This window comes from Halopseudomonas sp., assembly GCF_041579695.1.
In the GTDB taxonomy this organism is placed as follows: Bacteria; Pseudomonadota; Gammaproteobacteria; order Pseudomonadales; family Pseudomonadaceae; genus Halopseudomonas.
The window spans coordinates 1-23,979 of sequence record NZ_JBFGFI010000008.1; the positions used below are offsets into that span (position 1 = coordinate 1).

Consider the following 23,979-nt stretch of genomic DNA (forward strand, 5'->3'; position numbering starts at 1 on the left):
CTGCGCGTGGACACCTATCGCTCCCAGGGCGCGGGTGGTCAGCACGTTAACACCACAGATTCGGCAGTGCGTATCACCCACGTGCCGACCAATACCGTGGTCAGCTGCCAGAGCCAGCGTTCCCAGCACGGCAACCGTGATACCGCGATGAAGATGCTGCGCGCCAAGCTCTACGAGCAGGAAATGATGAAACGCAATGCTGCCGCGCAGGCGCTGGAAGACAGCAAGTCCGATATAGGCTGGGGGCACCAGATCCGTTCCTATGTGCTCGACCAATCGCGCATCAAGGATTTGCGCACGCTCATCGAGAACAGCAACTGCAACGCGGTACTTGACGGGGATCTGGATGAATTCATTGAGGCCAGCCTGAAACAGGGGCTCTAAGTCCCTGCACCGCGCCCGATGCAAGAATATCGTCAGACCTACGCTATACAACTGTAACGCCCAGGAATACGCAAACATGACCGACCAGCCGCAAGACCCGCATGCCCATCACGAGGAAGAAAACAGCCTGATCGTGATGCGCAAGGAAAAACTCGCCCACGAGCGCTCCAAGGGCCGGGTATTTCCCAACGATTTCCGCCGTGACAGCTACTGTGCCGATTTGCAGAAAACCTATGCGGACAAGACCAAGCCGGAGCTGGAGGAAGCGGCGATCCCGGCCAAGGTGGCCGGTCGTATCATGCTCAATCGCGGCGCGTTCCTGGTATTGCAGGACGTCAGTGGCCGCGTTCAGCTCTACGTTGACCGCAAGGGCTTGCCAGCCGAAACACTGGAGGCAATCAAGCACTGGGATCTGGGCGATATCGTATCCGCCGAAGGCATTCTGCAGCGCTCGGGCAAGGGCGATCTGTATGTGCAGATGCAAAAGGCGACGCTGCTGACCAAATCATTGCGGCCACTGCCTGACAAGCACCACGGTCTGACTGACACCGAGCAGCGCTATCGTCAGCGTTATGTCGACCTGATCGTCAACGATGAGACGCGCAAGACGTTTCTGATCCGTTCACGTGTCGTCGCGCATATCCGCAAGTTTCTGGCCGACCGTGATTTCCTCGAAGTCGAAACGCCCATGTTGCAGACCATTCCCGGCGGCGCGGCCGCCAAGCCGTTCGAGACGCATCACAATGCGCTCGATCTGCCGATGTTCCTGCGTATTGCGCCGGAGTTGTATCTGAAGCGGCTGGTAGTGGGCGGTTTCGAGAAGGTGTTCGAGATCAACCGCAACTTCCGCAACGAGGGCGTTTCGACCCGGCACAATCCCGAGTTCACCATGCTCGAGTTCTACCAGGCCTATGCCGATTACGAAGACAACATGGACCTGACCGAGGAGCTCTTCCGCGAGCTGGCCATGGAAGTGCTGGGTACGACGGATGTGAGCTATCAGGGCAAGGTATTCCATTTCGGCGAACCCTTTGTACGTCTGTCGGTGTTTGATTCGATCCTCAAGTTCAACCCGGATATTGCCGCTGACGACCTGCGTGACCTGGAAAGAGCGCGTGCCATTGCGAAGAAATCGGGCGCGGACGTGAAGGGTTACGAAGGTCTGGGCAAGCTGCAGACGATGATTTTCGAGGAGCTGGTCGAGCATCGCCTCGAGCAGCCGACCTTCATTACCCGCTACCCGTTCGAGGTGTCGCCTCTGGCGCGCCGCAGTGATGACGATCCGAGCGTGACTGACCGTTTCGAGCTGTTCATCGGCGGCCGCGAGATCGCCAATGCCTATTCGGAGCTTAACGATGCCGAGGACCAGGCCGAGCGTTTCCTCGCTCAGGTGGCGGACATGGACGCGGGGGATGACGAAGCAATGCACTACGACGCTGACTTTGTGCGTGCGCTGGAGTATGGCATGCCGCCGACGGCGGGCGAGGGCATCGGTATTGATCGGCTGGTGATGTTGCTGACCGATGCGCCGTCTATTCGCGATGTGATCCTGTTTCCGCATATGCGGCCTGAGGCGTAGGTGATTTGCGCGCCGTGCAGGGAAACCTGATCTCAGGTAATTGTGTGTAGCGTGCCTGGGTGCGGCCGGTGGCGGACACGCTACGAGCACATCCATGTGGGCTCGTCGCTGGCCGTCCCTGGCCAGCGACGGTCCGCCACCGGCCGCACCCAGACACGCTTGTAGGATTGGGTGTTTGATCAGGTTTCCGGCGAGTGGGGAGACAGGGCGAAAATAAGATTGGTTCTGGATCTGGTTTTAGGTGCTCTCGGTAGCGCGCCGCTTTCTGCCGCGATGCCAGCGAACCCTCATGCTGGACCGTCGATGGCCAGGGATGGCCAGCGACGAGCCTACAGGGATGTACTTGCGGCGTGTCCAGCATGAGGGCTCGTTGGCGTCGCGTAACACCGCGCCCATAATCACCATGAGGTTCACGCTGATTATGATGCGAGGATTGAACGACACTACAAAAGCAGGAACACCATGACGGTAAAACAGAGCGAGCAGTACCAGTTGGTAATTCGCAGTCTGTCCGACCGCATTGTCGAGGCGCAAGCGCCGATCCGGATTCTGGATGCGATCAAGTGGGACGACAGTTTGCGCGAGGAATTCTTTCGCAAGCGCTGCAAGAGCATCCCTGATGTAGGCCCCGATTACTACGCCAAACGCCCGCTGGGCTTTGACCCGGCAGAGCGTCGCCAGGTATTGCAGGATATCGAGCGCGATATCACCCGCCAGCTTGGAACGTTTAACCCGGTCGGCCAGATCATGCGACGCATGTGCAAGGAATACCGCATGGTGATCCGCATGCTTGAAGCACGCGGAACCGCAGACATGGGGCTGATCTCCCAGGAACTCTACGGCTCGGCCTCCGACGCGTTTCATGCGGGTGACCCGACAATCACCGACCTGAGCATCATGCTCAGCGAGTCCCTGGCCAATATTGGCAAGACTGAACTGCTTAGCGAGCCCAAAACCATTGCCGCGCCCGAAGCTGTGGAGATCCTGCAAGCACGAATGAACGAAGCCTTTCCGGACGACCAGGCTGTGCGCGTATTCGAGTCTGACGGCATCGTCGCAGACGCGGCAGCGGGAGCGGACTATATCAAGATCCGCAGCGACGCCAAATTCAATCAGCGTGATCTGAAGATCCTCGCCGTGCACGAGGGTATGGTGCATGTGGCTACCAGTCTGAACGGACAGCATCAGCCGATCTGTACCTTTCTGGCCAAGGGACCACCGTCCTCGACCGTTACCCAGGAAGGTCTGGCCATACTGATGGAGGTGATTACTTTTGCCTCCTATCCCGCTCGATTGCGCAAGCTGACCGACCGCACGCGGGCGATCCAATTGGCCGAAAGCGGCGGCGACTTCATGGACGTGTTCCAGTTTTACCGAGAGCAGGAATACTCCCGGGAAAACAGTTATACCAATGCTAGCCGGGTATTCCGCGGATCAAGCAGTAACGGTCTGCCTTTCACCAAGGATCTTGCCTACCTGAAAGGCTTTATCCTGACCTATAACTATATTCAGCTGGCGGTGCGCAAGGGCAAGCTACAACAGATACCCCTGCTGTTCTGCGGCAAGACCACGTTGGAGGATATGCGCACACTGGGGCAACTGGTGGAGGAGGGCCTTGTGGTGCCGCCACGTTATCTGCCGGAACCTTTCGCCGACCTGAACGCGCTGAGCGCCTGGATGTGTTTTTCCGGCTTCCTGAACAATCTCAGCCTCGACAGGATCGAGGCTGACTACGCCAATATTCTTTAACAAAGGTTCGATGAATCCGTATGAGTGATAGCAAGGAACTGAGCAAGTTGCCGATGATCCTGACCGCGTTTGTTACCGTTTTCGCTACGGTTATGGTCCTGTATTTCTATGGCTATCTGAATTTTTCCCGGCAGGAGCAGGGGATGGTCGTCGCCGATTTCAGTCTGGTCACAGTCGGCTCGGCGGAGGCGGGGCAGATGCGTAGTCGCGCTGCCAGCCAGGTCGCTGAATGCGTCGATGGCATCCTGATACTGCATGACAGCCGGCACAACGGTCTGTCCGGTCTGCTGGTCGATGATCGTCAGCGTGTGGTGCGCTGCAATGCCCAATCGGTGCCAGCCGCGGAGTAAGTCGTGGTCAACAGCGAGATCAAGCTTGAAGCCAGCTGGAAGCAGGCGCTGAAAGCGGAGTTTGACAAAGACTATATGGGCGAGCTGCGCGAGTTTCTTCGCAGGGAAAAGGATGCCGGAAAAATCATTTACCCGCCCGAGCCGCTGATTTTTAATGCCCTGAACAGTACGCCACTGGATCGGGTCAAGGTCATTATCATCGGGCAGGATCCCTACCACGGCGCGCACCAGGCTAACGGGCTGGCGTTCTCGGTGCAGCCGGATGTCAAGCCACCGCCCTCACTGCAGAATATCTTCAAGGAGCTGCAGCGGGATCTGGATATATCCAGGCCTTCCCATGGTTGCCTCCGTCATTGGGCTGAGCAGGGTGTATTGCTGCTCAATGCAGTTCTGACGGTCGAGGAATGTGCGGCCGGCTCCCATGCCAAAAAAGGCTGGGAACGCTTCACTACAAAAGTAATCGAATTGGCATCCCGGCGTCACGAACACCTGGTCTTCATGCTCTGGGGCAGTTATGCCCGCAAAAAAGCTGAGCAACTGGATCTTTCCGGCCACTGCGTGCTGACTTCCGCACACCCCTCGCCGCTATCGGCTCATCGAGGTTTTATCGGCAACGGACATTTTTCGGCAGCCAACGAGTATCTTGAAAAACACGGGCGCAAGCCGATTGACTGGGGCCTGCCTGATAACGCAGTCTGAAGCATATATCGTCATCAGCCCCAGGAGGCTCCTATGGATCACGCATTGCAACCCTACACTGCCCTGGTCCCGCGCACCGACAAACTGGTCGTGCAGAAGGTCGGTCATACCGCGCTTGTTACCATCGACAACCCGCCTGCCAACACATGGGATACCGACACCCTGCACGGACTTGTCGAGCTGGTAGGGCACCTGGGCGCCGATTCCGAAATCTTCGCGCTGGTGATTACCGGACGCGGCGACCGCTTCTTTTCAGCCGGTGCTGATCTCAAGCTCTTTGCCGATGGCGACAAGGCGCGCGCGCGCGAGATGGCCAGTCTGTTCGGTAAGGCGTTTGAGGCGTTGCGCGACTTTTCCGGAGTTTCCATTGCCGCGCTGAATGGCTATGCGATGGGCGGCGGCCTTGAATGCGCGCTGGCCTGCGACATCCGCATTGCCGAGCGCCAGGTGCAGCTGGCTTTGCCGGAGGCCGGCGTGGGCCTGCTGCCCTGCGCAGGCGGTACCCAGGCATTGGCGTGGCTGGTGGGCGAGGGTTGGGCGAAGCGAATGATTCTTTGCGGCGAGCGCATCGACGGGGTCAAAGCCGAGCGAATTGGTCTGGTAGAGGAGGTGGTCGAGGAGGATCAGGCGCTGACCACGGCTCTGCGGCTTGCTGCCCAGGTTGGCAGACAGAGTCCGATGGCAGTAAAGGCATGCAAGGAACTGATCCAGGGCGCCCGGCGCCAGCCGCTCAACAGCCTGCTGTCTGAGGAACGCGAACGCTTCGTTGATCTGTTCGACTATGAAGATACGCTGGAAGGAGTCAACGCATTCTTCGAGAAACGCCCCCCGCAGTGGCGTAACCGTTAAGCGTCGGGGACTGCTGCCAGACCTTTAGCCCAGCAGCTGCATCGCGGCTTCCATTTCCGCCGACAGATCTTCGTCACCTTCATCGCCCTGGGTCAGACCCAGTTTGTTGAATGAGGCAATGTTGGTCCAATCCATCTGCGCCAGTGGATGCTCCTCGCTGAGGCTTTGCAGCATCGCAACCTGGACGATGTCGGCATAATCTATGACCGGCGTGTTGCGGTTGAAATCCAGGTGCTCGGTGGGTACGTGACGCAGCGGCGTCGGGAAGTCCCAGGCGGCAAGAATGCGGTCACCAAGAACGGGATGGATGCGCTCAATAACCAGGTTCAGGCTGATCGAGTCGGTCAGCAACTGGCTGTTTTCCTCGGCATAGCTGAGAATCGGCAGCACACCGATCTGGTGTACCAGACCCGCAAGCGTAGCCTGGTCCGGCTTGAGTCGGGTGTAGTGCCTGCACAGCACATGGCTGATGCCCGCGACCTCGATGCTTCGCGCCCAGACCTCGCGCATCTTGCGGTCGATTACATCGGAGGTGGCCTGGAACATCTGGGACATGGCCAGGCCTGTGGCCAGGTTCGCGGTGTAATTGATGCCCATGCGATTGACCGCCATGCCCAGATCGGTGATCTCCTGCCGAGTGCGCAGCAGCGGGCTGTTTACCACCTTTATCAGTCGAGCGCTAAGGGCTGCATCGTTGCTGATTTCGCGGACCAGGTCGGGAATACTGACATCCGGGTTCTCCGCGGCTTCGCGAATGCGCAGTGCTACCTCGGGCAGGGTTGGCAATACCAGTTGATCCTTTTCGATCGCCTGAATCAGTTCTTCCTGTACGCGCTGGGCCAGGTCAGTCATCGGTAATTCCTTGTCAATTTGCCGGGCCGGCTTCTGTGTCGGCCACTTCTTTCTCGTAGGGCAGGTCTGCGAGGGTCAATGCTGGCCCCTGGTCGTCAATTGCGCTCAATGATACCAATTGTGCCGCATCCTTTTGTACTACCGCCAGCATTTCCATCTGCTCATGGCCCAGTGCGGTCATCACCACTTCGCCGAGGGCCTGTCCGGTTTCACGGTTCACTACCGCGGTGCCCGGCGGCAACAACCGACGTTCATCGCTGGTCAGCCTGAACATGCGCTTTTTCAGCTTGCCGAGATACTTCATCCGGGCCACGATTTCCTGGCCTGTGTAGCAGCCTTTCTTGAAGCTGACGGCATCAAATACCTGAAGGTTGAGCATTTGCGGAATGAAGTGTTCGCGCGTTTCACCGAACACCTGGCCGATGCCGTTGCGTATCTGCAGCATCTGCCAGTAGTTGAGTGGTGCCGGTTGGGCTGTCTGCAAAAGCGCATCGATCGTAGCTTCAGCGCTCCCGGCGGGCAGCCAGAGCTCGAAAATATCGCTGTCAACCAGGCGAACAACCATGCCTGACTCGCTCTGGGACACGCTATTAGTCGCTTCGGGCGTGCCCAGCCCGGTTCTGGCCAGCGTCTCGGTCGCGCCGGGACCGCTCAGCCCAAGACGCACCCACTGGCCATTGGCGTCGCTGATTTCAGTCTTGAAGAAAGCGGCATACTTGGCGAGATCGGCGATCTGGGGTGCGACCAGCTCTTCTGCCATCGCCAGCAGATAGTCCGACTCGCCGTGGCGCAAAAGCCTGAAGCTCGACTGCATCCGGCCCTTGGGGTTGCAGCGGGCGCCAAGGATGCTCTCGGGCACGGACAGGCGTGCCACGTCGCAGGTCACCTGTCCCTGCAGAAACCTGGCGGAATCGGGGCCATTGACCGCGAGGATGCCCTCGTGACCGAGCCAGCTCAGGGCGACAGCGGCCGCATGCAGTGATGGGTCCACGGTGAAGCGTTCAGACAGCCGGATATAAAGTGGATTGTTGTGGGTCATAAGCTCTGATTGCCTGGTGAATTCAGCTGTTACATCATAGGGCTGCGTTGGCGGCTTGTCAGTGTCGCCTTGCGCTTATAATGATAGCGATGCATTGTGTCGCGTTTTCACCCCACTGCGGAGATTCAGATGTCGGCTGAGATAGAGAAGAAGCGGCTGTATTGGCACAGTCGGAGAGGTATGCTGGAGCTGGACGTGCTGCTGGTGCCGTTTCTCGAGGAAGCCTACAGTGATTTGGACGCGGAAGACAAACTGCGTTACCGCAAGCTGCTGGAAAGCGAAGACCAGGATATGTTCGGCTGGTTCATGCAGCGCAGCGAACCGGAAGACCCGGATCTTAAACGAATGGTAAGGATGATACTCGATCGTGTTCAGCCAGCCTGATTATCTGGTGTTGCGCCGGCAGCCCTCACGTTTTCTGGGCGTGCTGGTCATTGCTCTCAGCGTATTGGCCTGCGCGGCGCTGCTGCGCAGTGGCCTGCACCCGTTGTTGGCGACGGCAAGTATGCTCTTGGTCATCGGTTACGGCGCCTGGGTCTGGCCTCGCCAGGTGAGTCTGCGGCATGCACAGTCGATTACAGCGCTGCGATTTGACAGCCAGGGCTGGCACGTCATGCGCCGAGATGGTTCGGAAACAGCTGCGCGCTTGCTTGCCGATACCTTTGTCAGTGCCTTTCTCACCGTGGTGCGACTGCGTGAGCCGGGACGCTTGCTGGCTGTATCGGTGATTCTGCCGGCCGACGCAGCGGCGGAGGATGCCCTGCGTCGGCTCAGGTTGCGACTGCGTTTCAGTCGTCAGCGCTGGGCGGCTGCAGAATAGTATCCAGTGCCTCCGGCAACAGCCTGGGATAGTCCAGCGTGTAATGCAGCCCGCGGCTTTCCCGGCGCTGCATGGCCGAGGTGATGATCAGATCTGCGACCGTGGCCAGGTTGCGTAATTCCAGCAGGTCGCGACTGACCCTGTAATTGCTGTAGAACTCGTGAATCTCTGCCAGCAGCATGTCGACCCGGTGTTTGGCGCGTTGCAGACGCTTGGTAGTGCGCACTATTCCCACGTAGTCCCACATGAAACGCCGCAATTCGTCCCAGTTGTGCGAGATGATCACGTCCTCATCGGAGTCTGTGACCTTGCTTTCGTCCCAGTACGGCAGATTGTCCGGCATTCTGGTATGCGGCAGTTCATTGAGTATGTCCTGCGCTGCGGCGCGCCCGAATACGATGCATTCCAGTAGCGAGTTACTCGCCATTCGGTTGGCGCCGTGCAGTCCGGTGTAGCTGGTCTCGCCGATCGCATAGAGATTGTCGGTGTCGGTGCGCCCGCATGCGTCGACCACGACACCGCCGCAGGTATAGTGGGCCGCCGGGACAACCGGAATCGGTTCGCGGGTGATGTCGATGCCGAAGGCCAGGCAGCGTTCATGCACGGTCGGAAAGTGGCTGCGTATGAAGTCCGCCGGTTTGTGGCTGATGTCGAGAAAGACGCAATCCAGCCCGAGCCGCTTCATCTCATGGTCAATGGCACGGGCGACGATATCGCGCGGGGCGAGCTCGGCGCGCTGATCGAAGCGCGGCATGAATCGCGAGCCATCTGGCAATTTGAGTACCGCGCCTTCCCCGCGCAGGGCTTCAGTGACGAGAAAGCTCTTGGCCCTGGGGTGGTAGAGGCAGGTGGGATGGAACTGGTTGAATTCCATATTGGCCACCCTGCAGCCGGCACGCCAGGCCATCGCGATGCCGTCGCCGGAGGCACTGTCGGGGTTGCTGGTATACAGATACACCTTGCTCGCACCGCCGGTAGCGAGCACGGTAAAGCGCGCGCCATAGGTCTCTACGTGGCCGGTATTGCGATTGAGAATATATGCGCCCAGGCATTGTTTGCCAGGTAGTCCGAGTTTGCCGCTGGTAATAAGGTCAACAGCGACCCGGTTTTCCAGAAGCTCTATGTTGCTGTGCTCCTGGGCCTTGAGCAGCAGTGTATTGAATATGGCTGCTCCGGTCGCATCCGCTGCATGGATAATACGGCGGTGGCTGTGACCGCCTTCGCGGGTCAGATGGAAATCATCGCTTTCGGTGCCGTCCGCACGCCGCTCTCGGGTGAATGGCACGCCCTGATCGATTAGCCAGCCTATTGCCTCGCGGCTGCTGCCGACGATCTGGCGAACCGCCTCTTCCCGGCATAAGCCTCCGCCGGCATCCAGAGTGTCCTGAACATGGGCCTCGACGGTGTCGGTATCATCAAGCACAGCGGCTACGCCGCCCTGGGCCCAGAAGGTGGAACCTTCGGATAGCTGGCCCTTGCTGATCACGGCGACCCGCAGATTATCTGCCAGATGCAGCGCGAGGGTCAGACCCGCAGCGCCACTGCCGATGACCAGTACGTCATAATTCTTCGCTTGTGCCATGGTGTCCCTGTCTGGACCTGCTGGAATGATTCGGGATTTCCCGGGTCGATGTGGACAACTAGTATATAGAAGGCGCGTGCGACACAATACTGTCCTGCGCAGTCGGGTATGCCTCGTCATGTTGCCGGATAATGATAATAATTTTTCGGGCCGAGGGAACTTTCCCCGGTTGCCACTGTTCCTACTGTTGAGCCTGATGAGGGGAGAACTTTTGCTTACATTGCGGGTCTACTACAACAAGGCAGGGCGAACGCGCCTGCGCCGGGAGGAGCCGCCGCATGATTGAGCAAACCGATCAGGAGCTGGTCATTCGGGTTCAAGGCGGCGACAAACGGGCTTTCGATTTGCTGGTACTGAAATACCAGCACAAGATTCTGGCACTGGTAATGCGCTTTGTGCATGACAGTCATGAGGCTCAGGATGTATCGCAGGAAGCTTTCGTCAAGGCATACCGGGCCCTGGCCAATTTTCGCGGTGACAGCGCCTTTTACACCTGGCTGTACCGCATAGCGATAAACACGGCCAAGAATTATCTGGTTGCGCGCGGGCGCAGGCCGCCCGATTCAGATATCGCAGCCGATGAGGCCGAGTACTACGACGGGGACAGTGCCCTCAAGGACATTCACTCGCCGGAACGCGATTTGCTGCGTGATGAGGTCGAGCAGATGGTCAACAGGACGCTGCAGCAGCTACCCGACGATTTGCGTACCGCGTTGACGTTACGTGAATTTGAAGGTTTGAGTTACGAAGATATTGCCGAGGTAATGAGTTGCCCTGTCGGTACGGTACGTTCACGTATCTTCCGGGCGCGCGAGGCGATCGACAAAGCCCTTAAGCCCTTGCTGACAGATTGAGCCAGGACCAGGGGAAAAATGCAGCAAGCCCGATGGGCCAACAGCAGAGGTATAGCAATGAGCAGTGAATCCTTGAGGGAGTCTCTCTCCGCGCTGATGGACAACGAAGCGGACGAGCTTGAAGTGCGCCGTGTTCTGAAGGCCAGCGGGGACGACTCGTCCTTGCGTAGCGACTGGGCACGACTCCAGACCGCCCGTGCGCTTATGCACAAGGAGCCATGGCAGGGTAACGTTGATCTGTCGGCGGGTATTGCCGCGGCGATCGCCAATGACCCTGACCCGGCAGCCGCTGTGGCGAAGACCTCAAGCGTCTGGCAGGGTGTTGGCCGGCTTGCGGTAGCGGCTTCGGTGACTGTGGCGGTGCTGGTAGGCGTCAACATGTTCCAGGAAGATCAGAGTGCCGGTAATTCGGGCATGGTCGCCGAGCAGGCTCCGGCGCCGCCGGTAACGTTGCCCGGTGCGTCAGCAGCTCAGCCAGGTGCGGTGCTTGCGGGCTATCCGCAGACAGGTGCTGCGATGCAGGAATCGCAGCAGGCTCCTTCAGAGTGGCAGGAGCAGCGCATTGGCAAGTACTTGCGCGAGCATGCTGGACAGTCAAACGGGCAGGTTACTCCGCACTTGCTGCCCTCGGCACGAGCGGCAAGTCTGGAAGGACGCTAAGTGCCCTCATTGACGGCGGCCAGGCTATGGGCGAACAACTGGATGGCAGCAGGGGTTGCTTCGGCAGCCCTTCTGTTTGCTGCGCCGGTGGCTGGCGATGAGGCCAGGGAGCTGCTGGAAAAGATGGCCGTTGCCGCCCGGGAGCAGAGCTATCAGGGCGATTTTGTCTATGAACGCACTGGCAGCTTCAGTACCCACCGGGTCTGGCGACAGGTTGACGATCAGGTCGTCGAGCGCCTGCTGCGCACCGATGGCGCTCCGCAGGAATGGGTGCGGCGTGATGGCCGTCTGGAATGTAGCAGCGCACTGACCTCGGGTGTCGCGTGGCGTGACAGCGGCTTGCTCGCCGATGAGTCTTTCACGCTGCATCAATGGTATTCATTGCAGGTGCTTGGCACCAGTCGCGTCGCCAACCGGGCCGTTTCCGTGGTTGCGGTCAAGCCACGTGATCCCTTCCGTTACGCCTATGAACTCTATCTTGATGCTGATACCGGCCTGCTGCTGCAGTCGCTGCTGATCAACGAGAAAGAGGCCCTGCTGGAGAGGTTCCAGTTTACCAATCTCGAAGTTGGCCCCGTCACGCCGGAGCAGCTCAGCGCGGTGGGAGCCTGTCCTGCTATCGGCGAACAGGCCGCGTCCGACACGACCGCATCCGCTCCTGCCGCAGAACAGCGCTGGCTGCCGGCCTGGCTGCCGCCGGGTTTTGCACCGGTACGCCGCGAGACCCGCCGGTTGAATGGCGAGGAGATGCCGGTAGTGACTCAGGCATTTACCGATGGTCTCGCACGGTTTACCGTATTTATTGAACCCCTTGCCGAGGACAGGGTGGCAGATGACTTGCGCGCCCAGCTTGGTCCGACAGTTGCGGTAAGTCGCAGGCTGGTCATGCGAGATGGCGCCTACCTGGCGACGGTCGTGGGCGAGGTACCGCCCGCTACGGCGGAGCGCGTTGCGGCGTCGCTGGCGCCGGATTTTGATCCGGGCGCGGTGATCGATACCGCCCCATGAGGAGGTTCCGCTTGATATCGAACACATGCATGGCAGGTAGGGCAAGGTGATTGAAGAACGAGGCAAAGTGCTCAGCATCGAATCCGGTGCGGTATGGGTCGAGACCATCCGGCAAAGTACCTGTGGCAGTTGCCAGGCGCGGGCCGGCTGCGGCCAGGCTTTGCTGCAGCGACTGGGATCTGGCGCGCGTAGCGGCTTCATTCGAGTCCTGTCCGATCAACCGCTTGCCGTGGGTGACGAGGTCATCATAGGCTTGCCGGAAGACGCGGTACTCAAAGCATCGGCACTGATGTATGTCCTGCCCCTGTTGATGCTGTTCATGTTCGCCCTGATTGGTGACCTCGTCGGACTTGCCGAGCCCTGGCTGATCCTGGTGGCTGCGGTCGGCTTGGCCGCTGGCTTTGTCACGGCGGGCTGGTACACGCGTCGCGCGCGCAGCAACCCGGCGTACCATCCCCGGGTATTACGAAATTTGCCAACGGGATCGACTGAGATAGTGTCGGTCCAGGGCTCATACTAGAAAAAGAGGCGGAAAAATATGTTCTCGATAAAGCGCATGATGGCGGCAACTGCTGCCACGGCTCTGCTGGGGTGGCAGTCGCTGGGCATGGCTCAGGAACTGCCTGATTTTACCGATTTGGTTGAAGAGGTTTCACCGGCAGTGGTGAATATCAGCACCAGCCGGGCTGTCACCCGATCACCGGTTGCCGGCGGGCCCGGAATGCCTGACCTCGAAGGTATGCCACCGATTTTCCGGGAGTTTTTCGAGCACGGTTTTCCTCAGGGTCCCCAGGGTCAGCAGCAACCCCGCCAGCAACAGCCTTCGCCGCAGTCCTTGGGTTCAGGCTTCATTCTGTCCAAGGACGGCTACGTCCTGACCAATAATCACGTCATCGAGGGCGCCGACGAGATATTCGTCAGACTGTCCGACCGCCGGGAGATGGTTGCCAAGCTTGTGGGCGCCGACCCGCGTTCGGATCTTGCGCTTCTGAAAATCGAAGCGGATGAGGATCTGCCCTCCGTACGTATCGGCAAGTCCTCTGATATGAAGCCGGGTGAATGGGTACTGGCCATCGGCTCGCCCTTCGGCTTTGATTACTCGGTGACCGCCGGGATCGTCAGTGCCAAGGGTCGCAGCCTGCCGACCGAGAACTACGTGCCTTTTATCCAGACCGACGTGGCCATCAACCCGGGCAACTCAGGCGGGCCGCTGCTGAACCTAGATGGTGAAGTGATCGGTATCAACTCGCAGATATTTACCCGTTCGGGTGGCTTCATGGGGTTGTCGTTCGCGATCCCCGCCGACGTTGCAATGGACGTTGTGGCGCAACTGAAGAAGACCGGTGCGGTGCAGCGCGGGTGGCTGGGTGTAGTGGTCCAGGAAATCAACAAGGATCTGGCCGAATCCTTTGGCTTGCCCAAGCCGGCGGGCGCGCTGGTAGCGCAGATCATGCCGGGCGGTCCGGCTGACGAGGGCGGACTCCAGGTGGGCGATGTGATTCTTGAGTTCAACGGGCAGGAAATCAACATGTCCTCCGATCTTCCCCATGCTGTAGGCCGTGTGCGTCCCGGTGAGGAAGCCTCGGTAGTGGTGATGCGCGACAAGAAGCGGCGCAGGCTTGAACTCGAAGTGGGAGCATTGCCCGAGGATGACTCGGTAGCGGCCGCAGCTGAGCCCAGCGAACAGGCGCCGTCAAAGGCGAGCAATCGGTTGGGCGTGGTGGTGGCCGAACTGACCGAGAAGCAGCGTGAAGCCATGGATGTGCCCGCTGGGATTATAGTGCGAGAGGTGCGACAGGGCCCGGCGGCGATGGTCGGGCTGCGCGCTGGTGATGTGATCACCAGTCTGGATAACAAGCAAATCGAGTCGGCCGAGCAGTTTGAAAAGATAACCGAGGCGCTACCGACCAATCGCTCGGTTTCCATGCGCGTAGTCCGCCAGGGGCGCGCCAGTTATATCACCTTCCGGCTGGCCGACTAGGCCGGTCAAACGTCCCGGCAACCCGGGGCCTGTTCGGTGTTTCGACGGGTCCCGGTAGCCTGCGGCACGATAGCGTCCCTCTGCTTATTCGGGTACACTCGCGAGCTTATTTCGGGGTAGTTCCCCGTCTACTGCTTGGAGCTACTTGGCTCCCAGTCTTGCAATCATGTCTGGATGATCCCCGTTGTGAGTGACCTAAGTCTAATTCGTAATTTTTCGATTATTGCCCACATTGACCATGGTAAGTCGACTCTGGCTGATAGGTTCATCCAGATATGCGGTGGTCTGGCCGATCGGGAAATGGCGGCGCAGGTGCTCGACTCGATGGATCTCGAACGTGAGCGGGGCATCACCATCAAGGCCCACAGCGTTACGCTGTATTACACCTCCGAGAAAGACGGCAAGACCTACCAGCTGAATTTCATTGATACACCCGGCCACGTGGACTTCCACTACGAGGTCAGCCGTTCGCTGGCGGCGTGCGAAGGTGCGTTGCTGGTAGTTGACGCGGCCCAGGGCGTCGAGGCCCAGTCCGTCGCCAACTGCTATACCGCCATTGAGCAGGGTCTCGAGGTAATGCCGGTATTGAACAAGATCGATCTGCCCCAGGCCGAGCCCGAACGGGTCATGGCTGAAATCGAAAGCGTGATTGGCATCGATGCGACCGACGCGGTTACATGCAGCGCCAAGAGCGGGCAGGGTGTGGTGGATGTGCTTGAGCGCCTGATTCAGGTTATTCCGCCGCCAGTCGGTGAGCTGGACTCGCCTTTGCAGGCACTGATCATCGACTCGTGGTTCGACAACTATCTAGGCGTGGTATCGCTGGTACGGGTCAAGCACGGTCGCATCCGCAAGGGCGACAAGGTGCTGGTCAAGTCCACAGGCAAGATCCATCAGGTTGACAGCGTGGGTGTTTTCAATCCCAAACCGAGCGAAACTGCCGACCTCAAGGCCGGCGAGGTAGGCTTCATCATTGCCGGGATCAAGGATATTCACGGTGCGCCAGTGGGCGACACCCTGACCCTCTCCAGTACCCCCGATGTAGACATGCTGCCCGGGTTCAAGAAGGTCAAGCCACAGGTGTATGCCGGGCTGTTCCCGGTCAGCTCGGAAGATTTCGAGGATTTCCGCGAGGCTTTGTCCAAGCTGACGCTGAATGATGCTTCCCTGCATTTTGAGCCCGAGAGTTCGGAAGCGCTGGGTTTCGGTTTCCGCTGTGGCTTCCTCGGCATGTTGCACATGGAGATCATCCAGGAACGCCTGGAGCGTGAGTACGATCTGGATCTGATCACCACCGCGCCCACCGTGGTGTTCGAGGTGGTCAAGAAGGACGGCAGCATCGTCTATGTCGACAACCCCTCGCACCTGCCCGATCCGTCGATGATCGAGGAAATGCGCGAGCCGATCGTGCGGGCCAATATTCTGGTTCCGCAGGACCATCTGGGCAATGTAATCACCCTGTGTGTCGAAAAGCGCGGTGTGCAGCACGATATGCTGTTTCTGGGCACGCAGGTGCAGGTGACCTACGATCTGCCAATGAACGAGGTCGTGCTGGATTTCTTCGATCGCCTGAAGTCGGTGAGCCGCGGTTACGCCTCGCTCGATTATGCATTTGACCGGTTTCAGGCCGCCAGACTGGTGCGCCTGGATGTTTTGATCAACGCCGAGAAGGTTGATGCGCTGGCGCTGATCGTCCATCGCGATAATGCGGCCTATAAGGGCCGTCAGCTGGTAAGCAAGATGCAGGAGCTGATCCCTCGGCAGATGTTCGATGTGGCTATCCAGGCGGCCGTGGGCGGCCAGATAGTCGCGCGTTCGACCGTCAAGGCACTGCGCAAGAACGTGATTGCCAAATGCTACGGCGGCGATGCCAGCCGCAAGAAGAAGTTGCTGGAAAAGCAGAAGGCTGGCAAGAAGCGCATGAAGCAGGTAGGAAATGTGGAAATACCCCAGGAAGCCTTCCTTGCGGTATTGAAAGTTGACAGCTAGCAATAGCTAAACGGACTCGAATATGCATATCAATTTTCCGCTGCTTCTGGTGCTCGCGGTAGCCGTCACCGGGTTTCTTGCGCTGATCGATCTGGTCTGGCATGCGCCGAAGCGGCGCAGGGCTCGTGCTGCCTACGAGGCAAGGATTGATGTGGCCGATCCGGTGGTGGTCGAACGGATGGGCAAGGAGCCGCTGCTGGTAGAGTACGGCAAGTCGTTCTTTCCTGTCCTGCTGGTGGTACTGGTGCTGCGCTCCTTTCTGGTCGAGCCATTCCAGATCCCGTCCGGGTCGATGAAGCCAACCCTGGAAGTGGGCGATTTTATCCTGGTGAACAAGTTCGCCTACGGTATCCGCCTGCCGGTGCTCGACAGCAAGGTGCTAGCTGTCGGCGATCCAGAGCGCGGCGATGTCATGGTGTTTCGCTATCCCAATGATCCGCGCATCAACTACATCAAGCGGGTGGTCGGCTTGCCGGGTGATCGGGTGCGTTACGCGGACAAGGAGCTATTCGTCAATGGCGAAAAGGTGCCGACCAGTCTGGTCGAAGTGAAGCTCGATGATGAATTGCCGGCAGGTCACCCAATGCAGCATATCGCCGAGGTAAGGGTTCTCGAAGAGCAACTCGGCGATACCGAACACCTGATCAGGGTAGAGCGTCTTGCCCGCACACCTGCGCCTATGGAATGGCAGGTGCCGCCCGGACATTACTTCATGATGGGTGACAATCGGGATAACTCCAATGATAGCCGTTACTGGAGCGCACCGAGTATGCCGCGGGAGTTGTGGGGAATGGTCCCCGACAACTATATTGTAGGCAAGGCATTTGCCATCTGGATGCATTGGCCAGAGCCGAAGTTGCGTAACCTGCCAAGTTTTTCAAGGGTCGCCCTGATTCACTGAGGGGGCTGAAACAACAATATCTACAACGGACGTCACGAGGTTATTCATGCGCCACTCGCAGAAAGGCATGTCATTCTTTGGCTGGTTGGCCGTCATTGCGCTGATCGTATTCGGTCTTGTCATCGCCATGAAGCTTATCCCCATCTATCTGGATCATTTCGCCTTGCGCAACATGGTTACCAAGATCAACGAGGATCCCACGATCGAGATCAATTCGATTCGCGAGTTCAACAACTATATCGACAAGGGCATGCAGATCAACAGCATCCGCGATATCGATGCACGGGAAGCGATCAAGGTGACCGCCAGCGGTGCCGACGCCTACACCGTGCAGATCAACTACGAAGTGCGCACGCCGGCGCTTCAGAACGTGGACCTGCTGGTCCATTTCGATGAAACCCACATAGTCAGACCTATTAAGTGACCAACAAGCTAGACCGCCTTGAACGCAAGATTGGCTACAGTTTCAGTGATCCGGATCTGCTGAATCTGGCGTTGAGCCACCGTAGCCTGGGGGGCCGCAACAACGAGCGGCTGGAATTTCTCGGGGACTCGGTGCTCAACTTCGTTGCGGCTGAAGCATTGTTCCATCGCTTCCCGCAGGCACGCGAAGGCCAGCTGTCGCGGCTGCGCGCGCGGCTGGTCAAGGGCGTGACGCTGGCTGAGCTGGCCAAGGGCTTCGAGCTCGGTGACTATCTCAGGCTGGGTTCGGGAGAGTTGAAAAGTGGCGGTTTCCGCCGTGAATCCATTCTCGCCGATGCCACCGAGGCGATCATTGGCGCGATTTATCTTGAAAGTGGGCTGGAGGTGGCTCGCGAGCGCATCCTGCACTGGCTGCAGGATCACATTGCCAGCCTGACCCTGGTCGACAACAACAAGGATCCCAAGACCCGTTTGCAGGAATACCTGCAGTCGCGGCACTGCGATCTGCCCCGCTACGAAGTTACCGATAGCGGCGGCGAAGCACATTGTCGGACCTTCCGTGTCGAATGCCAGGTCGGTCCGTTATCCGAGGCTACTTTCGGTGAGGGTAACAGCCGGCGGTTGGCAGAACAGGTTGCAGCCCAGAAAGCCCTTATCGCTCTGGGCGTGGAGAAAGCAGATGAATGACCGTATTTCCCGTTGTGGCTACGTGGCCATTGTAGGCCGGCCCAACGTGGGCAAGTCCACGCTGCTCAATCACATACTTGGCCAGAAACTGGCCATTACCTCGCGCAAGCCGCAGACCACGCGGCACACACTGCTGGGTATCAAGACCGAAGACGAGGTGCAGGCCATCTACGTCGATACTCCCGGTCTGCACAAGGAAAACGAAAAGGCGCTGAATCGCTTCATGAACAAGAGTGCGAGCCAGGCCCTGCGGGATGTCGATGTGGTTCTGTTCGTGGTGGATCGGACCCGTTGGACGGATGAGGATCAGATGGTCCTGGAGAAGGTCCGTTATGTGACATGTCCGGTGCTGCTGGTGGTCAACAAGGTCGACCGGATGGAGGACAAGCAGGCGCTGCTTCCCCACCTGGAATGGCTCGCCACGCAGCTTCCCGATGCCGAGGTGGTGCCCGTTTCGGCGCTTCAGGGCCGCAACATCGAACAGCTCGAGAAACTGGTCGCCGAGCGTTTGCCGGAGAACGAGCATTTCTACCCGGAAGATCAGCTGACCGACCGCAGCTCGCGTTTCCTGGCAGCAGAACTGGTGCGCGAGAAAGTCATGCGCCAGCTCGGCGCGGAGATCCCCTATCAGGTTGCAGTGGAGATCGAGCAGTTCAAGCAGGAAGGCAAGGTCTTGCATATCCATGCGTTGATCCTGGTCGAGCGCGAGGGCCAGAAGAAGATCATCATCGGTGACGGTGGCGACCGCATGAAAAAGATTGGTCAGGAAGCGCGCCTGGATATGCAGAAGCTGTTTGGCAGCAAGATCATGCTCAATCTGTGGGTCAAGGTGCGGCGCGGCTGGTCTGACGATGAACGCGCGCTGACCTCGCTGGGCTATTACTTCGACAAGTAGCCGGTCCCCGGAGGTCGCTGTGCAATCATCCCTGACCCCGGCCTACGTCCTGCATAGTCGTCCCTATCGCGATACCAGCGCCCTGGTCGATCTGTTGACGCTGCACCACGGTATGCAACGGGTTGTCTGGCGCGGTGCCAGGAAGCCGCGCAGCGGCGCCGTTGCGCCTCAGGCGTTTGTTCCGCTGCTCGTTGCTACCGCTGGACGAGGCGAGCTGAAGAGCCTGGCCCAGGCAGAAGCGGCGGGTGCCTATCTGCCGCTGCAGGGGAATGCGCTGTTCAGCGGTTTGTACCTGAACGAGTTGCTGGTTCGCCTGCTGGCGCCCGGCGATCCACAGACCCTTATTTTCGCAGCGTACCAGTCGGCCCTGCAGCAACTGGCCGAAACTGCCGCTGTCGAACCGGTATTGCGCCGGTTCGAATGGCAACTGCTCGAGGTTATGGGCTATGGTTTCAGTCTGACAGAGGATGCCGCCGGCGCTCCGGTCGAGGCTGAAGCGATCTACGTCTGGCATGCCGAAGAGGGCCTGCTGCGCCTTGCCGATACGCGCCCCGGTGATGATCGGGCCGGCTACTCGGCGCCGGGTCTGCCCGGCGCCGGATTGCTGGCGATGGCGCGGGAGGACTGGGATGCCCCGCAGGCGCTCAGAACGGCAAAAAGTCTCATGCGACAGGCATTGGCGATACATTTGGGCGGCCGGCCACTCGTCAGTCGGCAGCTGTTTTCATCCCCCGGCAGCACCCCCAGAGGAGACAGATCTTGAGCCATCCACAACGTGTACTTCTAGGCGTTAATATCGATCATGTGGCCACTGTGCGCCAGGCGCGCGGTACCCGCTACCCCGATCCGGTGCAGGCCGCAATCGAGGCGGAACAGGCCGGCGCGGACGGCATCACCCTTCACCTGCGTGAAGATCTCCGGCATATCCAGGAGCGGGACGTGCGGATGCTGGCCGATATCCTGCAGACCCGGATGAACCTGGAAATGGCGGTGACCAACCAGATGCTGCGTTTCGCCGAAGAAATCCGACCTGCCAACGTCTGTCTGGTGCCAGAGCGACGTGAGGAGCTGACTACTGAAGGCGGGCTCGACGTAGCCGGGAACGGCGCGCGTATCCAGGAGGCGGTCGAGCGCATGACGGCCATCGGCAGTGAAGTATCCTTGTTCATCGATCCTGACCCGCAGCAGATCGAGGCCGCGAAACGCGCTGGCGCACCGGTTATCGAACTGCATACCGGGCATTATGCCGACACCGAGGGTAAACAGCAGCAGGTAGCGCTGGCGCGCCTTCGCGAGAGCTGTATCTATGCGCGCAAGCTGGGCCTGGTCGTTAATGCCGGGCATGGCCTGCATTACCACAACGTCGAGCCGATCGCGGCATTGCCCGGCATCAACGAGCTGAATATCGGCCACGCGATCATTGCCCGTGCGTTGTTCACCGGCCTGGCCACCGCGGTGAAGGAAATGCGTGCGTTGATTCTCGGCGCCTCGGGCGGCAGATGATTCGCGGCATAGGTACCGACATGGTTCTGGTCGGCCGGATCGAGGCGGTCCTCGGCCGCCAGGGCGATCGGTTCGCACGCCGCATCCTGACGGACGCCGAGTGGCAACGCTACGCTGTCCACGGCCAGCCGGCCCGCTTTCTGGCCAAGCGGTTTGCCGCCAAGGAGGCGATTCTCAAGGCGTTGGGCACAGGTCTGGGGCAGGGAATGTCGTGGCACTGTATCCAGATCGACCGTAATTCGCTGGGGGCGCCTACGGTGGTCCTCAGCGGTGCGGCGCTGGCGCGCCTGGAAGCCGGCGGCGGAGGGGCGATGCTGCTGAGCCTTAGCGATGAACGCGAGCAGGCTCTGGCCTTTGCGGTCTGGTCCGCGGGGCCGGCCGCCTACGCCGATTCGGTGGCGTAAACGGTCTGAAGGCGATCGATGGCTTCGATCAACTGGCTTATGGCAACCTGATTGGGCTGCCCGCGTTTCAGCAGATCTTCGGCGTTCTCGCAACAGGCGCGGAGCTGCGGTACACCACAGTAGCGGCAGGCGCCGTGCAATTTGTGTATGACCTCAAGCAAGGCTTCCTGAGCGTTCACGGTCATATGCTGCTCGATGCGGCTGCGCTCCTCGGGCAGACTTTCGACCAGCATGCGTAACATGTCCTCTTCCAGGTCCGCCTTGCCGGCGGCCAGACGCAGGCCTTCCTCGCGATCCAGCACGGGCAGCATCTCGCGGTCCTCCAGTCGTCGGGTGGGCAGTGCGTTATCGTCGCGGGCAGACGTTGGCATCTCCAGAGCGATGCCGGTCCAGCGTTGCACGCAGTGCGCCAGTTGCTCCGGACTGATTGGCTTGCTCATGTAGTCATTCATGCCGCACTGCAGCAACTTGCGGCGTTCCTCCGCGAGGGCGTGCGCGGTCAGTGCGATCACCGGTCGTGGCTTGCAGCCGGCGAGCTCCTCACGTAAGCGGAGTTCGGTGGTGGTCGCTCGCCCATCCATGCCAGGCATCTGTACGTCCATGAATACCATGTCCACTGCTGCCGTAGAGAGTATTTCCAATGCCTGCTCACCGCTCACCGCCGGGATTACCTGAGCACCCATTTGCGTCAGCAGGGTGGCGACAAGCTTCAGGTTGGCTTCATTGTCGTCGACGCAGAGAATGGTTATCGACGGGTTTGCAGAGGCCGGCCGCATGACCGTGCGGGCTGGCTCTGCCTTGAACAGCTGGTTGATTGCGCGCAGCATCTTGCGGGCACACAAGGGGCGCGACAGGACCTGGCACTCGCCGGCCGGCAGTTGGTCGAAGGCCGGGTAGTGCTCCGTGGTGTCGGTCAGTAGAATCGTCTTGCAGCCGCCGCTGGTCGAGCGGCGATGGAACAGCTCCAGCAGCACTTCGGGTTGATCCGGCGCGGCTGCGCTGCTGATCAGCATCAGGTCTATCGACTTGCCGGTGTGACGGCGTGAGCCGAGAGCCTCCTCCAGCAGCGCTGGATTGTCGTAGACGCTCACTTCCAGACCGAGGTCCTCCAGGCAGTGCGACAGCGCCTGGCGACTCAGTTGTAGTGGCTCAACCAATGCTGCGCGCAGTCCGGCCAGGGGCCTTTCTGGCAGATCGTCGCTGACCTGGCTGGATTTCTCCAGACGCACGGTGAACCAGAACTCGGAGCCTTGCTCCGGCTGGCTGTTGAGGCCGATATCGCCCTGCATCTGCTCGACCAGACGCTTGGCGATAGTCAGCCCCAGGCCAGTGCCGCCAGCTTGGCGGGAAATCGAGTTGTCGGCCTGGCTGAAGGCCTGAAACAGCAGCTTCTGCTGGCTAGGGCTAAGCCCCATGCCAGTGTCGGTGACGCTGATGCGCAGCACCGCGTGGGTGTCGTCTTCGTGTTCGAGCATCGTGCGGATGCTTACCGAGCCGCTATGGGTGAACTTGATCGCGTTGCTGATCAGGTTCGCCAGTATCTGCTTCAGCCGGAGGGCATCTCCGTTCAGACCCAGCGGGGTATCACGGTAGATCATGCTGACCAGTTCAAGGTGCTTGTGGTGCGCGGCGGGCGCGAGCATGGTCAGGGTGTCCTGAATCAGATCCCGCAGGTTGAACGGCAGGTTGTCGAGAATCAGCTTGCCCGCCTCTATCTTGGAAAAATCGAGGATCTCGTTGATGATGGCTAGCAGATTGTCCGCCGAGGTTCCGATCGTGCCGAGGTATTCCTGCTGACGATTGCTCAGTTCGGTGCTCTGCAGCAAATGACTGAAGCCGATAATGCCATTGAGCGGTGTACGCAATTCGTGACTCATGTTGGCGAGGAACTCGGACTTGATCCGACTGGCCTCGAGGGCTGTCTTGCGCGCCATATCGAGTTCGATATTCTGCACCTCGATGGTTTCCAGCGTCTGACGCAGATCCTCGGTGGCCTGATCGATATTCTGCTGCAACTCGCCCTGTGCACTCTGCAATGTTTCCGCCATCGCATTGATGCCGTTGGCCAGGTCGTCCAGCTCGCGGCTGCCCTGGGCAGCCAGGCGCACATCCAGCTGGCCACGGCTGATCCGGCTCACGGCGTGATTGGCCCGGGTGATCGGATCGCTTATGCGCCTCGCCAGGCTGCTGACGACCAGGCCGATAAACGTCAGCCCGACCAGTATCAGGACCAGGGTGTGCAACAGGATCTGGTACTTGCGCAGCTGGACGTTGCCATGGCTGAGCTCTACCTCCAGCCAGCCGAGCAGCGCGTCCGTCTCGAAGTCTGCGGCGGCCTGACGGTCAATCAGCTCGCCGGACGCCAGAACCGGCAACATGAAGCGGCTGCTGTCGTCGCTACGGCGGACCTGCAGGCCGGTGCCGGCGCCCAAGTTGTCAACGCCCAGCGTGCTTTCGGGATCATGCATTTGCGGACCGCTGTGCTCCAGCACATTTTGTTCGCTGTCGTACAGACTGATCGCCCGCACATCGGGGCGGTTGAGTGACGCTGCAAGGCGATTCCTGATTTGGCCCGGCTGGCCTTCAAGCAATGCGGCTGCCGCCGGATCCTGCAGATGCTCGACGTTCATGAAGCCGCGTTCGAGTAATTGCTGGTTCAGGTCGGCAATCGCCTGCCAGCTGAAGTAACTGCCCAATGCGAGAATCATTGCTCCGGCGGGTATCAGCGTCATCAGCAGGATGCGCGCCTTGAGGCCTATGTCATTCATTGT

The 23,979-nt window shown here is 59.6% G+C and carries 25 protein-coding genes; 21 read left to right on the forward strand and 4 right to left on the reverse strand.

Annotation, left to right across the window (positions count from 1 at the left end; genetic code table 11):
- From ABYA88_RS03350 to ABYA88_RS03375, 6 genes are all read left to right on the forward strand, one after another.
- The coding region (locus ABYA88_RS03350) for a peptide chain release factor-like protein (RefSeq protein ID WP_373185468.1) at positions 1 to 384 on the forward strand (384 nt) is incomplete at its 5' end.
- A 76-nt stretch (positions 385 to 460) separates the two neighbouring features.
- Positions 461 to 1,963, forward strand: coding sequence for a lysine--tRNA ligase (gene lysS, locus ABYA88_RS03355; RefSeq protein WP_373185469.1), 1,503 nt, complete (start codon positions 461 to 463; stop codon positions 1,961 to 1,963).
- A 462-nt stretch (positions 1,964 to 2,425) separates the two neighbouring features.
- The gene (locus ABYA88_RS03360) at positions 2,426 to 3,712 is read left to right on the forward strand and encodes a flavohemoglobin expression-modulating QEGLA motif protein (protein ID WP_373185470.1); all 1,287 of its coding nucleotides are present in this window, start codon (positions 2,426 to 2,428) and stop codon (positions 3,710 to 3,712) included.
- Between the two features lie 20 nt (positions 3,713 to 3,732).
- Positions 3,733 to 4,062: a hypothetical protein gene (locus ABYA88_RS03365; protein ID WP_373185471.1), complete on the forward strand. Its 330-nt coding sequence runs from the start codon at positions 3,733 to 3,735 to the stop codon at positions 4,060 to 4,062.
- Positions 4,063 to 4,065: 3 nt separating this feature from the next.
- The gene (ung, locus tag ABYA88_RS03370) at positions 4,066 to 4,761 is read left to right on the forward strand and encodes a uracil-DNA glycosylase (RefSeq protein WP_373185472.1); all 696 of its coding nucleotides are present in this window, start codon (positions 4,066 to 4,068) and stop codon (positions 4,759 to 4,761) included.
- A gap of 33 nt (positions 4,762 to 4,794) precedes the next feature.
- Positions 4,795 to 5,610, forward strand: a complete 816-nt coding sequence (locus ABYA88_RS03375; protein WP_373185473.1) for an enoyl-CoA hydratase — start codon at positions 4,795 to 4,797, stop codon at positions 5,608 to 5,610.
- A gap of 24 nt (positions 5,611 to 5,634) precedes the next feature.
- On the opposite strand, the gene ABYA88_RS03380 is transcribed toward ABYA88_RS03375, so the two are convergent.
- Positions 5,635 to 6,462 (reverse strand): HDOD domain-containing protein, encoded by an 828-nt coding sequence (locus tag ABYA88_RS03380; protein WP_373185474.1) that lies wholly within the window; start codon positions 6,460 to 6,462, stop codon positions 5,635 to 5,637.
- 13 nt (positions 6,463 to 6,475) lie between these two features.
- The gene (locus tag ABYA88_RS03385) at positions 6,476 to 7,501 is read right to left on the reverse strand and encodes a folate-binding protein YgfZ (RefSeq protein WP_373185475.1); all 1,026 of its coding nucleotides are present in this window, start codon (positions 7,499 to 7,501) and stop codon (positions 6,476 to 6,478) included.
- A 129-nt stretch (positions 7,502 to 7,630) separates the two neighbouring features.
- On the opposite strand from ABYA88_RS03385, the gene ABYA88_RS03390 reads away from it, so the two are divergent.
- Both ABYA88_RS03390 and ABYA88_RS03395 read left to right on the forward strand, forming a co-directional pair.
- The gene (locus ABYA88_RS03390; protein ID WP_373185476.1) at positions 7,631 to 7,885 is read left to right on the forward strand and encodes a succinate dehydrogenase assembly factor 2; all 255 of its coding nucleotides are present in this window, start codon (positions 7,631 to 7,633) and stop codon (positions 7,883 to 7,885) included.
- Positions 7,869 to 8,321 carry a hypothetical protein gene (locus tag ABYA88_RS03395; protein WP_373185477.1) on the forward strand — a complete coding sequence of 151 codons (453 nt, stop codon included), beginning with the start codon at positions 7,869 to 7,871 and terminating at the stop codon, positions 8,319 to 8,321. The genes ABYA88_RS03390 and ABYA88_RS03395 overlap by 17 nt, the downstream gene beginning before the upstream one ends.
- Here ABYA88_RS03395 and nadB read toward each other — a convergent pair.
- On the reverse strand, positions 8,290 to 9,903 hold the full coding sequence (nadB, locus tag ABYA88_RS03400) for an L-aspartate oxidase (protein WP_373185478.1): 1,614 nt from the start codon (positions 9,901 to 9,903) through the stop codon (positions 8,290 to 8,292). The two genes, ABYA88_RS03395 and nadB, sit on opposite strands and share 32 nt — an antisense overlap.
- A gap of 278 nt (positions 9,904 to 10,181) precedes the next feature.
- Between nadB and rpoE the strand changes: the two genes are divergently transcribed.
- The 13 genes from rpoE to acpS all read left to right on the forward strand — a co-directional run bounded on the left by rpoE (position 10,182) and on the right by acpS (position 21,208).
- Positions 10,182 to 10,757 (forward strand): RNA polymerase sigma factor RpoE, encoded by a 576-nt coding sequence (gene rpoE / locus ABYA88_RS03405; protein WP_373185479.1) that lies wholly within the window; start codon positions 10,182 to 10,184, stop codon positions 10,755 to 10,757.
- A gap of 57 nt (positions 10,758 to 10,814) precedes the next feature.
- Entirely contained in the window at positions 10,815 to 11,417 is a 603-nt protein-coding gene (locus tag ABYA88_RS03410) for an RseA family anti-sigma factor (RefSeq protein ID WP_373185480.1), read from the forward strand.
- Positions 11,418 to 12,425: a MucB/RseB C-terminal domain-containing protein gene (locus ABYA88_RS03415; protein ID WP_373185481.1), complete on the forward strand. Its 1,008-nt coding sequence runs from the start codon at positions 11,418 to 11,420 to the stop codon at positions 12,423 to 12,425. It abuts the gene before it with no gap.
- A 46-nt stretch (positions 12,426 to 12,471) separates the two neighbouring features.
- On the forward strand, positions 12,472 to 12,945 hold the full coding sequence (locus ABYA88_RS03420) for a SoxR reducing system RseC family protein (protein WP_373185482.1): 474 nt from the start codon (positions 12,472 to 12,474) through the stop codon (positions 12,943 to 12,945).
- Between the two features lie 18 nt (positions 12,946 to 12,963).
- Positions 12,964 to 14,406 (forward strand): DegQ family serine endoprotease, encoded by a 1,443-nt coding sequence (locus tag ABYA88_RS03425; RefSeq protein ID WP_373185483.1) that lies wholly within the window; start codon positions 12,964 to 12,966, stop codon positions 14,404 to 14,406.
- Between the two features lie 186 nt (positions 14,407 to 14,592).
- Positions 14,593 to 16,395, forward strand: coding sequence for a translation elongation factor 4 (lepA, locus tag ABYA88_RS03430; protein WP_373185484.1), 1,803 nt, complete (start codon positions 14,593 to 14,595; stop codon positions 16,393 to 16,395).
- A gap of 22 nt (positions 16,396 to 16,417) precedes the next feature.
- Positions 16,418 to 17,296, forward strand: a complete 879-nt coding sequence (gene lepB / locus ABYA88_RS03435; protein ID WP_373185485.1) for a signal peptidase I — start codon at positions 16,418 to 16,420, stop codon at positions 17,294 to 17,296.
- Positions 17,297 to 17,342: 46 nt separating this feature from the next.
- Entirely contained in the window at positions 17,343 to 17,720 is a 378-nt protein-coding gene (locus tag ABYA88_RS03440; RefSeq protein ID WP_373185486.1) for a DUF4845 domain-containing protein, read from the forward strand.
- Positions 17,717 to 18,406 (forward strand): ribonuclease III, encoded by a 690-nt coding sequence (rnc, locus tag ABYA88_RS03445; protein ID WP_373185487.1) that lies wholly within the window; start codon positions 17,717 to 17,719, stop codon positions 18,404 to 18,406. Before ABYA88_RS03440 ends, rnc begins: the two co-directional genes overlap by 4 nt.
- On the forward strand, positions 18,399 to 19,301 hold the full coding sequence (gene era, locus ABYA88_RS03450; RefSeq protein WP_373185488.1) for a GTPase Era: 903 nt from the start codon (positions 18,399 to 18,401) through the stop codon (positions 19,299 to 19,301). Before rnc ends, era begins: the two co-directional genes overlap by 8 nt.
- Before the next feature lie 19 nt (positions 19,302 to 19,320).
- Positions 19,321 to 20,064: a DNA repair protein RecO gene (gene recO / locus ABYA88_RS03455; RefSeq protein WP_373185489.1), complete on the forward strand. Its 744-nt coding sequence runs from the start codon at positions 19,321 to 19,323 to the stop codon at positions 20,062 to 20,064.
- On the forward strand, positions 20,061 to 20,804 hold the full coding sequence (pdxJ, locus tag ABYA88_RS03460) for a pyridoxine 5'-phosphate synthase (RefSeq protein ID WP_373185490.1): 744 nt from the start codon (positions 20,061 to 20,063) through the stop codon (positions 20,802 to 20,804). The genes recO and pdxJ overlap by 4 nt, the downstream gene beginning before the upstream one ends.
- The gene (gene acpS / locus ABYA88_RS03465; RefSeq protein ID WP_373185491.1) at positions 20,801 to 21,208 is read left to right on the forward strand and encodes a holo-ACP synthase; all 408 of its coding nucleotides are present in this window, start codon (positions 20,801 to 20,803) and stop codon (positions 21,206 to 21,208) included. Before pdxJ ends, acpS begins: the two co-directional genes overlap by 4 nt.
- Here acpS and ABYA88_RS03470 read toward each other — a convergent pair.
- A complete protein-coding gene (locus ABYA88_RS03470) occupies positions 21,187 to 23,976 on the reverse strand; it encodes an ATP-binding protein (RefSeq protein ID WP_373185492.1) in 2,790 nt (929 codons plus the stop codon). The two genes, acpS and ABYA88_RS03470, sit on opposite strands and share 22 nt — an antisense overlap.
- Positions 23,977 to 23,979: the final 3 nt, after the last annotated feature.

Coding starts and splice junctions, on each gene's coding strand:
- era (WP_373185488.1), top strand. CDS start 18,399: ATGAATGACCGTATTTCCCGTTGTGGCTACGTGGCCATTGTAGGCCGG.
- ABYA88_RS03390 (WP_373185476.1), top strand. CDS start 7,631: ATGTCGGCTGAGATAGAGAAGAAGCGGCTGTATTGGCACAGTCGGAGA.
- rpoE (WP_373185479.1), top strand. CDS start 10,182: ATGATTGAGCAAACCGATCAGGAGCTGGTCATTCGGGTTCAAGGCGGC.
- nadB (WP_373185478.1), bottom strand. CDS start 9,903: ATGGCACAAGCGAAGAATTATGACGTACTGGTCATCGGCAGTGGCGCT.
- ABYA88_RS03375 (WP_373185473.1), top strand. CDS start 4,795: ATGGATCACGCATTGCAACCCTACACTGCCCTGGTCCCGCGCACCGAC.
- ABYA88_RS03365 (WP_373185471.1), top strand. CDS start 3,733: ATGAGTGATAGCAAGGAACTGAGCAAGTTGCCGATGATCCTGACCGCG.
- ABYA88_RS03425 (WP_373185483.1), top strand. CDS start 12,964: ATGTTCTCGATAAAGCGCATGATGGCGGCAACTGCTGCCACGGCTCTG.
- ABYA88_RS03470 (WP_373185492.1), bottom strand. CDS start 23,976: ATGAATGACATAGGCCTCAAGGCGCGCATCCTGCTGATGACGCTGATA.
- ABYA88_RS03385 (WP_373185475.1), bottom strand. CDS start 7,501: ATGACCCACAACAATCCACTTTATATCCGGCTGTCTGAACGCTTCACC.
- ABYA88_RS03360 (WP_373185470.1), top strand. CDS start 2,426: ATGACGGTAAAACAGAGCGAGCAGTACCAGTTGGTAATTCGCAGTCTG.
- ABYA88_RS03440 (WP_373185486.1), top strand. CDS start 17,343: ATGCGCCACTCGCAGAAAGGCATGTCATTCTTTGGCTGGTTGGCCGTC.
- lysS (WP_373185469.1), top strand. CDS start 461: ATGACCGACCAGCCGCAAGACCCGCATGCCCATCACGAGGAAGAAAAC.
- acpS (WP_373185491.1), top strand. CDS start 20,801: ATGATTCGCGGCATAGGTACCGACATGGTTCTGGTCGGCCGGATCGAG.
- lepB (WP_373185485.1), top strand. CDS start 16,418: ATGCATATCAATTTTCCGCTGCTTCTGGTGCTCGCGGTAGCCGTCACC.
- ABYA88_RS03380 (WP_373185474.1), bottom strand. CDS start 6,462: ATGACTGACCTGGCCCAGCGCGTACAGGAAGAACTGATTCAGGCGATC.
- ABYA88_RS03410 (WP_373185480.1), top strand. CDS start 10,815: ATGAGCAGTGAATCCTTGAGGGAGTCTCTCTCCGCGCTGATGGACAAC.